At 61.2% G+C, this 7,672-nt stretch carries 11 protein-coding genes; 5 read left to right on the forward strand and 6 right to left on the reverse strand.

All coding sequences use genetic code 11. The annotated features are described in order from the left end of the window. Window positions 1–257 precede the first annotated feature (257 nt). Both F9K20_RS20985 and F9K20_RS20990 read left to right on the forward strand, forming a co-directional pair. Entirely contained in the window at window positions 258–1,019 is a 762-nt protein-coding gene (locus F9K20_RS20985; RefSeq protein ID WP_291006686.1) for a hypothetical protein, read from the forward strand. A 766-nt stretch (window positions 1,020–1,785) separates the two neighbouring features. Further along, a complete protein-coding gene (locus F9K20_RS20990; protein WP_291006688.1) occupies window positions 1,786–2,226 on the forward strand; it encodes a hypothetical protein in 441 nt (146 codons plus the stop codon). Window positions 2,227–2,257: 31 nt separating this feature from the next. Here F9K20_RS20990 and F9K20_RS20995 read toward each other — a convergent pair whose 3' ends face one another. The 5 genes from F9K20_RS20995 to F9K20_RS21015 all read right to left on the reverse strand — a co-directional run bounded on the left by F9K20_RS20995 (window position 2,258) and on the right by F9K20_RS21015 (window position 4,788). Further along, window positions 2,258–2,740 carry a MaoC family dehydratase gene (locus tag F9K20_RS20995; protein ID WP_291006691.1) on the reverse strand — a complete coding sequence of 161 codons (483 nt, stop codon included), beginning with the start codon at window positions 2,738–2,740 and terminating at the stop codon, window positions 2,258–2,260. Window positions 2,741–2,903: 163 nt separating this feature from the next. Further along, complete coding sequence (locus F9K20_RS21000; protein WP_291006693.1) at window positions 2,904–3,281, reverse strand: hypothetical protein; 378 nt, start codon at window positions 3,279–3,281, stop codon at window positions 2,904–2,906. 262 nt (window positions 3,282–3,543) lie between these two features. Next, window positions 3,544–3,816, reverse strand: coding sequence for a hypothetical protein (locus F9K20_RS21005; RefSeq protein ID WP_291006696.1), 273 nt, complete (start codon window positions 3,814–3,816; stop codon window positions 3,544–3,546). Between the two features lie 107 nt (window positions 3,817–3,923). Beyond that, window positions 3,924–4,127, reverse strand: coding sequence for a DUF2892 domain-containing protein (locus F9K20_RS21010; protein WP_291006699.1), 204 nt, complete (start codon window positions 4,125–4,127; stop codon window positions 3,924–3,926). A gap of 49 nt (window positions 4,128–4,176) precedes the next feature. Further along, on the reverse strand, window positions 4,177–4,788 hold the full coding sequence (locus tag F9K20_RS21015) for a hypothetical protein (protein ID WP_291006701.1): 612 nt from the start codon (window positions 4,786–4,788) through the stop codon (window positions 4,177–4,179). 107 nt (window positions 4,789–4,895) lie between these two features. Between F9K20_RS21015 and F9K20_RS21020 the strand changes: the two genes are divergently transcribed. The 3 genes from F9K20_RS21020 to F9K20_RS21030 are packed head-to-tail and all read left to right on the forward strand — an operon-like array spanning window position 4,896 to window position 6,662. Continuing rightward, window positions 4,896–5,738, forward strand: coding sequence for a pentapeptide repeat-containing protein (locus F9K20_RS21020; protein WP_291006703.1), 843 nt, complete (start codon window positions 4,896–4,898; stop codon window positions 5,736–5,738). 5 nt (window positions 5,739–5,743) lie between these two features. Further along, window positions 5,744–6,373, forward strand: a complete 630-nt coding sequence (locus F9K20_RS21025; protein WP_291006705.1) for a nucleotidyltransferase domain-containing protein — start codon at window positions 5,744–5,746, stop codon at window positions 6,371–6,373. After that, on the forward strand, window positions 6,363–6,662 hold the full coding sequence (locus F9K20_RS21030; RefSeq protein WP_291006707.1) for a hypothetical protein: 300 nt from the start codon (window positions 6,363–6,365) through the stop codon (window positions 6,660–6,662). The genes F9K20_RS21025 and F9K20_RS21030 overlap by 11 nt, the downstream gene beginning before the upstream one ends. 244 nt (window positions 6,663–6,906) lie before the next feature. Here the strand turns inward: F9K20_RS21030 and F9K20_RS21035 are convergent, their stop codons facing one another. Beyond that, entirely contained in the window at window positions 6,907–7,356 is a 450-nt protein-coding gene (locus tag F9K20_RS21035) for a DUF3592 domain-containing protein (RefSeq protein ID WP_291006709.1), read from the reverse strand. Window positions 7,357–7,672: the final 316 nt, after the last annotated feature.

Consider the following 7,672-nt stretch of genomic DNA (forward strand, 5'->3'; position numbering starts at 1 on the left):
CCACGCTCTCGCACCAACCTCACCGCCTCGAGCTTGAACTCCCGGCTGAAACTCCGTCGTCCCATTCGCCACCTCCAGTTCCATCATGACACCTAAACCATGTGTCCGTGGAACCGGCAGCAGCTCAAGGTCGTGGTTCAGGATGGTCGGACGCTCTCCGGCATAGAGGGATGACGACGGCACGGGGTGTTGTTGTATATATTCGCTAGGTGACATTGATCGGGTTCTGCAAAGGCTAAGCCATGCCCACTTGTTTTATGATCCAGCCGTTCGATGGCGGTAAGTTCGATAAGCGTTTCGATGCCGTATTAAAACCCGCCGTAACTGGAGCGGGTCTAGACCCCTATCGTGTGGATCGCGACCCGGGCGCCTCGATACCTATAGACCAAATCGAAGTTGGTATCAGGCAAGCTGCGCTCTGCCTTGCAGACATAACCTCCGACAATCCCAACGTCTGGTTCGAGCTGGGTTACGCTATCGCCGTCGGCAAGGACATCTGCCTCATATGCTCCGAGGAACGGACAACGAAATATCCTTTCGATGTACAGCACCGGAACATCATCCGCTATAGCACCGACGCGCCGCAGGATTTCGCGGCCTTAGCCGATAAGATCACCGCACGTTTGAACGCACTGCTCCAGAAGCAAGAGGCGACCGCGATAATTCCGCAGGTCAGCAAAGACGAGGCGGGTCTGACTGGGCTGCGTGAGTTTGAAATCTCTTGCATTGCGGTGCTCGGAGTTGAGCTTGCGGGCCTCAACGATACTCTCTCTGCTTACAGACTTAGGAAGGCTATGGAGAAGCTAGGCTACACTAACCTTGCGTCCAACGTCGCCGTTCGCCAACTCAAAAATCGGAGGCTCATCGAAAGCTTCAATGCGACTGATGACGACGGCTCGACATACGAAGTTTACGGAATAACGGACGCTGGGTGGGCCTGGATCGATGAGAACATTCACCACTTAAACGTGGCCTACGAGACGCGTAGGAAACTCAGCGAGGACGAGATACCGTTCTAAGCTGACGCGGGGAACATTCAACCAATGAGCAAACTGAATAAGCCGACTAGGCCAGCGACGGCCAATCCAGACAGCACCGCTGAATAGAATGGATGACGTAACGCCGCTGACACGCGCCGCTTCAACGTAGGCCAAACGCCATTGTAGCTCCGAATAGAAATTGAGTAGGCGTCTTGGCTTACATCCACAATGTTACCCCCGATCCACCAGTATCCCAGACGCTGCCAAGCAGTCAGCTTTGTCTGCTTCTCATTTTCCATGATGCCCCCGTTTATCAAGCCTACCGGACGGTCCTCAAGGTGATGGAAGTGGTGCGCTTATGTACTTCTTTCCTTAGTCGTTGTCCTAGAAACAACCTGAAAGTCTCACCACTCGCGGTTCGAGGGAGGGCTGCGGCTCAACGTTGCCGTCACTGCCCGAGGCCACCTAAGCCCCGACGAACGTCACCGGCTCGGCGAGCGGCGCCCGCGCCGAACTAATCCCCGCCCCTCACCACGCGCCCATACTCGCCCCATCTCGCCCCGCTGAGGGTCGGTCTCGAGACGTCCTGCATCGAGGGCGGGCTGCAGTGTCGGGTATGCATGCGCCCACGCGGCGCTTCGACTATTTCTCCCGCGCGCTTCGCCACGACCTCTACCGCGGCTCCGCCACAATTCCTTCCGCGCGGCTTCGCCGCGACCTCTCCCCCAAACGGGGGACTGCAAGGTCGCCAACCCATCCGATAAGTTGTATGGAACCCCTCCTTCCCCCGGAGGCTTCCTTACGCATGCCAAGAGCACCCCGCAGCCTGCGCGCGGCGGTCATCGCCTATATCTTTGCGATGGCCGGCCTCAGCTTCGTCGCTTTGCAGCTCTCGTTGCACGTGACGGCGCAAGTGATCGCGCTCAGCCTGCCGCACGTGCTCGACAAGAGCCCGCCCCCGCGCTCGCGCATCGAGCAGCGGCGCATCGAGGTGGCGCAGGCCATCCCGCCCATGCCCGTTGCCAAGCTGGCGCCATCGCATCAGCCGGCCCCCTCAGGTGTGCTGGCCGCCCAGCTCGACGTTGCCGAGACGGAAAGCCTGCTGGCAGAGGCCGAGGCGCCGGCTCTGCGCGGGGTCGGACGGACAAAGTCTCGGTTCAGGCGCGTTGCATCGAGATCCGATACACCCCCGGCCGCGGATGCGTTCAACCGCAATTTCGGGGTGCTGCCGATCGCCTCGAACTAGCCGACGCTTTCCATCGCCTTCAGCGAGTCACTCAAGCCACCAGCGCGTCGAGCGACCCGTCGGCGATCATCTTGTCCTTCACCTTCTGTGGGATGGGATAGAGCACGCCCTCGCCCTCGAGCACGTGCTTGCCCTCCTTGTCCTCCACCCAGCAGGCGAAGACGACATTCTTCTCGCCCTTCTCCTTCACCTGCGCGACGGCCGTGTAAGGCTCGCCCAGCAGCACCGGGGCGAGGAACGTCAGCTTCTGGCCGCCCCAGATGGCGCCCAGGCCGGGCATGTCCATGCCGAAGATGCCGGAGAACTTGGCGACCGAGATCATCCCGTGCGCGATGCGCGTCTTGAAGACGGTGCCGTTCGCGTACTCCTCGTTGAAGTGCGCGGGATTGAAGTCGCCGGATAGCTCGCCGAACTTCTGCACGTCGCTGTCGCTGACGGAATATGTGTGGCGGAACGTGTCGCCGACGTTCAAGTCGTTGATGCTCATGCAGGCGCGGGGCAGCGGATTGACCATCGGGAGAGCTCCTTGCAATCTTTCGACGGCCACATCTTTCATGGAAGTGCGCGCACGAGCAACCGAGGCAAGCGCCTTCTACAACAAGGCGCCGCGCCTCAGCGCCTTCAAGGGCGCCCACTATACGTGCGAGCCGATCAAGTAGCGGGCACGCGGCGCGCCGTCAGCGCGTGGCGGTCCAATAGCCCGAGCACAGCCCCGAAGGCCCGCGCCCCTTCCACGTGCCGCGCGCCGATGTCGGCGTGAAGCGCCCCGTCCCGTGCGCGATGCGCGGGCCGGCGACGGCCTTCAGGGAGGCGCCCCCCGAGCCCGACACGCGCCCCCCGAGGCTGATGGCGTAGAACGCGAACGAGCCGCCGGTGGAATAAATGCGGCCGCCCTTCACGCCCATGCCGATGGGGATGACGCCGCAATGGCCGCGGGTCGTCACCGCGGTCATGCTCCAGCTGCCGTCGAACTTGCCGGCGCTGGCGGGCGCAACGCAAACGATGAATGCAGAAAGGGTCGCTAAGGCAATGGCGCACTTGCGATGGACAAGCATGGGAAGCCTCGTACGCGTTGTAGAGCTCGGCAATGCGAGCGTTCCCGGTGGTCCAGCCTCTCACAAAATGCGCGCATCGAGCAATGCGCCGCGTAAGAGGCGAGGGCTGGGAAGGACGACATGGACATCAAGCGCGCCGGCCGCGGCCGACCGACCACGGGTCGGCCGACGCCGTACCTGCTCGCGCACCGGCGGCCGCGGCGGCAAGCTGCGGCCGGAGACCTAGGCCGCGGCGCCCGAGGGTGACATCGCCTGCCTGTCGTCAGTAGGGATACGTGCGGTAGTAATAGACCGGCCCGTGGTCGTAGTGGTCGCCGTGATACCCGTGGTCGTCGTACGGGCCGTAGCTGTAGTAGCGGCGGTTGTCGTTGCCGCCCCACTTGCGCAGCTGCTCTCTGTCCTCGTGGTTCAGCCAGCGGCCCTGGCGCTCCTTGGCGCGCGCGTTCTCTACCAGGCCGACGGCATCGGCCCATCCCGGTGCGGGCGCCAACGCCATGGCCACCGCAACGCCGGCGAGGATGCATTTCCATTGCATCGCAACACTCCTTCGCAAGAGATGTCGCAGCGGCGGGCGGGCGCCCGCGCGCGGCGAAGCTTTGCATGGTAAACGCCGCGGCCACGAGGCGCGTTCCTGGCCGACGCTCAGTCGAAGGCCTGGCCCGTCGGCCACCCCAGGCGCTTGAAGGCCATGGCCGCGGGGCAGAACCCGGTAAAGGCCGACTGCAGCATGTTGGCGCCGACGAACACCGTCAGCAGCAGCCACCACGGCGACACGAGGTAAGCCAGGGCCACGGACGCGAGCACCATGATGCCGGCGAATGCGAGCACCGCTTGATCGACTTTCATCTGCCTCTCCCACGCTCATGAAGCCGCCGATGAGCATAGCACAACAGGGTCACCCGCGCGTGAGGCGCTGATAGTACGCCTTGGCAAAGCTGATCGCGAACCAGACCAGCACCAGCGAGGTGAAGGCGGTCATGAACAGCGAGGTCCACCACGCGGTCCAGCCGCTCGCGTCCGGCAGGCAGCCATCGTGGGCGATGCCGAGCTGGCCGGCGAGGAACTTGAAGGCGCCGCGCGCCATCGCCTCCCAGACGTAGAGCGCCACGTCGCGATGGCTCGGCAGCGCGCAGGAAGCTTCGAAGATCGGCGCATGGAACGAGAGGATCATGATCTGCACGAGGGCGATGAAGAACAGGTAGCCGAGGAAGATGACCCCGGTGAGGATGAAGACGTGCAGCGCGAGATTGGCGGCGAAGCTGCCGAAGAGGGTGGGAAAGATGGAATGTCCGCGCAGCCTTGCGTGCGCCAGGTAAGCGACGAGGCCGACGAGGATGAGCAGGCCGAGCACGATGCCGACCGAATATTCGAGCTCGATCGGGTCGCGGTTGAGCGTCGTGCCGATCATGCCGGCCCACATCCAGGCGTAGAGCATGACGAACGGCCAGACGGCGTTCTTCTTTTCCGCCGCGCCTTTATCTGCAGCCGCGTCTTTGGATTTGGACATTTGCGCGTGTCCCCCACCCGTGATCGCCCATAAGCGATACGGCTCGCCAATCGGGCGTCCTGAAGCGTATACGTAAAGCCTTCGTCAGATTCCAAAGGGGGGGCTCTATGAGTAAACGCAAGACTGACCTTTCTGAGTATCTGACCGATAGCCAGCGCCTAGAGTATAAGGACAAGGCCGTTCGGAGCAATATCGTAGACAGCGATTGGTCAAACCTTCAATTGGTGCGCCTTGTCGCCATCGGCAGGCGCTTTACAAAGGTTAGCTTTGCCAACACGACCTTTGACGCTTGCTACCTTCGCGACTGCCAATTTGACTGCTGCAATTTTACGGGCGCGAGGTTTTGTTCAACAAACCTACACGGCGCGAAGTTCACTGGCTGCATATTTGATTACGCAACCTTTGAGCGAACGATCATCGACGATGCTGTGTTGACCGACAACTGTCCAGCCTACGAAAATCAAAAGATGCGGTTTGCCCGCAGCCTGCGCACAAACTACCAGCAAATTGGAGATCCGGCGGCAGCAAATCACGCGATACGAGTCGAGCTAGATGCGACCGAAGTACATCTCCGCAAGGCTTGGAGTTCAAACGACCACTACTATCGCAAGAAATATCCCGGTTTGGTAAGCCGAACAGTACAGTTCCTCTCCTGGGCGAAGTTTAAATTGTTGGACTATGTTTGGGGCAACGGTGAGAGCATCACTTCTCTCCTGAGGGCCGTGGTTGTTCTAATCGCAGCTATTGCCGCCGTTGATCTTATCACCAATCCCGCACCATTCACTTCGGCTGAGGCTATGGGGGCGCTCTGGCGTGCCCCGCAGATTTTTTTCGGCGTCACCTCGCCCGACTATATCTCCCCAGCTTGGCTTACGCTCGTCACCATTCTTCGGCTCATTGCATTCGGTTTCTTTATGGCAATCCTGATCAAGCGCTTCAACCGTCGGTGACAAACTTGCTGCATATCTACGCGTTCGGCTCTGTCTGCCGCGGCGAAATCTCACCCGGGTCTGACATCGATCTGCTCGCCATCACCGCGGGTGGGAGGAATGACCTTTCCCGGTCCATGTTCTCGATCTACTCGCATGCCAAAATTGAGCACATTTGGCAGGAGGGAAACCCGTTCGCGTGGCACCTGCACCTCGAGTCGAGGCTGATCTACAGCGGCGACGACAAGGACTTCATCAGGGCTCTTGGCCCTCCCGCGATATACACTAAGGCCCGCGAAGACTGCGAGCGCTTCCTTGCCATCTTCAGGCAAGCGCTAGCTTCAGCCCGCTGCAATCATAACAGCATCGTTTTCGATCTTTCGGCCGCGTTCCTCGGTCTACGGAATTTCTCAAGCTGCTACATGTTGGGACACGGGCGCCCCGATTTCTCTAGAGGCGTGGCACTCACCTTGATGGCTAACGGGCCCCCTGTCGACGTCCAGACATATCGGATTCTTGAGCGAGCGCGATTGCTATGTACGCGCGGTCACGGAGCGGCGCTTCGTAAGGCCGACATTGCGCAAGCTCTGCAGGTGCTTCCAAGAATCGAGGAATGGATGCTAGGCCTACTAAAAGGAACTTACGATGAACGATGACTTTGCAGACAGGATGAACGCGCAGCGGGCCATCCTCAAACAAATCAACGAAGTCGCTTGGCCGTCTGAGGAGCTGTTTGCTCTCTCGGAAGATGCTATCCAGCGATGGGCATCCGTCAATCGACTGGGCATGGACGACGAAGTCGTGAGGCTTGCAAGAGAAGCTGGCGACGCGCTGCTATTTTTGGCAAGCGCGAGCCAAGAGCAGGTCTCCCCGGAGTATGCGTCCCACTCTACCAATGTTGCAGCAATCCTCGCGCGTCTTCGTGCGAAATTGGCCTCGCCCTAACATCCTTCAGCGCCGCCGTGCTTTAGGATGAAGTGTTGAACGTGTAGCGAATGTCGGTGCAGATGAGCTTTTCGACGCTAGAAACGATGATCCTTCCGAAAAGCGATTGGTCATCCGCTCAAGGTCACGACTAATCCCCACCCCTCACGCCTCCCCTACCCTTACCCGCCCCGCTGAGGCGTCGAGGGCGAGGCGTCTGGCATCGCGTACGCCCCTGCAACGGTCGCGCTCACGTGCCGTCGCGCTACCCACGCCGCCGATAGCGCTCCAGTGCATTCCAGGCGAGCACCATCAAAATAGCCAGGTACGGGATCAGAACCCGCTCGTCGTGCAGCACCACCGCCCATGCCTGCTCGGGGTCGAGCGCCGTCAGCGAAGGCTCGCCCGGGGCGTAGACGACATCGATGCGCTGGCCGACGCGAAACTTCCCTGCCCGCTCTTTCGGCACGCCGACGGTTGCCTCGACGATCGCATAATCGGGCGTCGCGAAGCTGTAGGAGAGAACCCAGCGCCCCTCGCGGCCGTGCCAGTTGCGCGCCGGCGACGGCTTCAGCTCGCGCACGATCGCCGCGGCGATCCTACCCTCGTCGTTGAGGGTGCGAAAGCGCCGGTAGTCGTAGACCGCCTTGCCGCCGAGGCCGGCCACGATCAGGGCGGCGAGGATCAAGCCGAGAGTGATGAGGCGCTCGCGCATGGCGCTATTCTAACCCCCGCGCCCGCCGACGGCGCGCGCCCCACACTCAACTGTCATCCTCGGCATTATGCCGAGGACCCAGCTTTCAGCTTGCTCCGGCGGACGCTGTTGTGCGGCGATGGCTCCTCCTCTCTCTTGCGTTGGAGCTGGTTGTGTCGGTGGATCCTCGGGTCATGCCAAAGGCATGCTTCCAGCATGAGCCCGAGGATGACAGGTGGAGGCTTCGCCGCATATACGCTGGATCCCGGATCACGCTCGCGCGTGTCCGGGATGACAGATGGAAGCGCCAAAACTAATCCCCGCCCCTCGCCCCGCG

It is taken from the genome of Hyphomicrobium sp., from assembly GCF_009026145.1.
Lineage (GTDB): Bacteria > Pseudomonadota > Alphaproteobacteria > Rhizobiales > Hyphomicrobiaceae > Hyphomicrobium_A.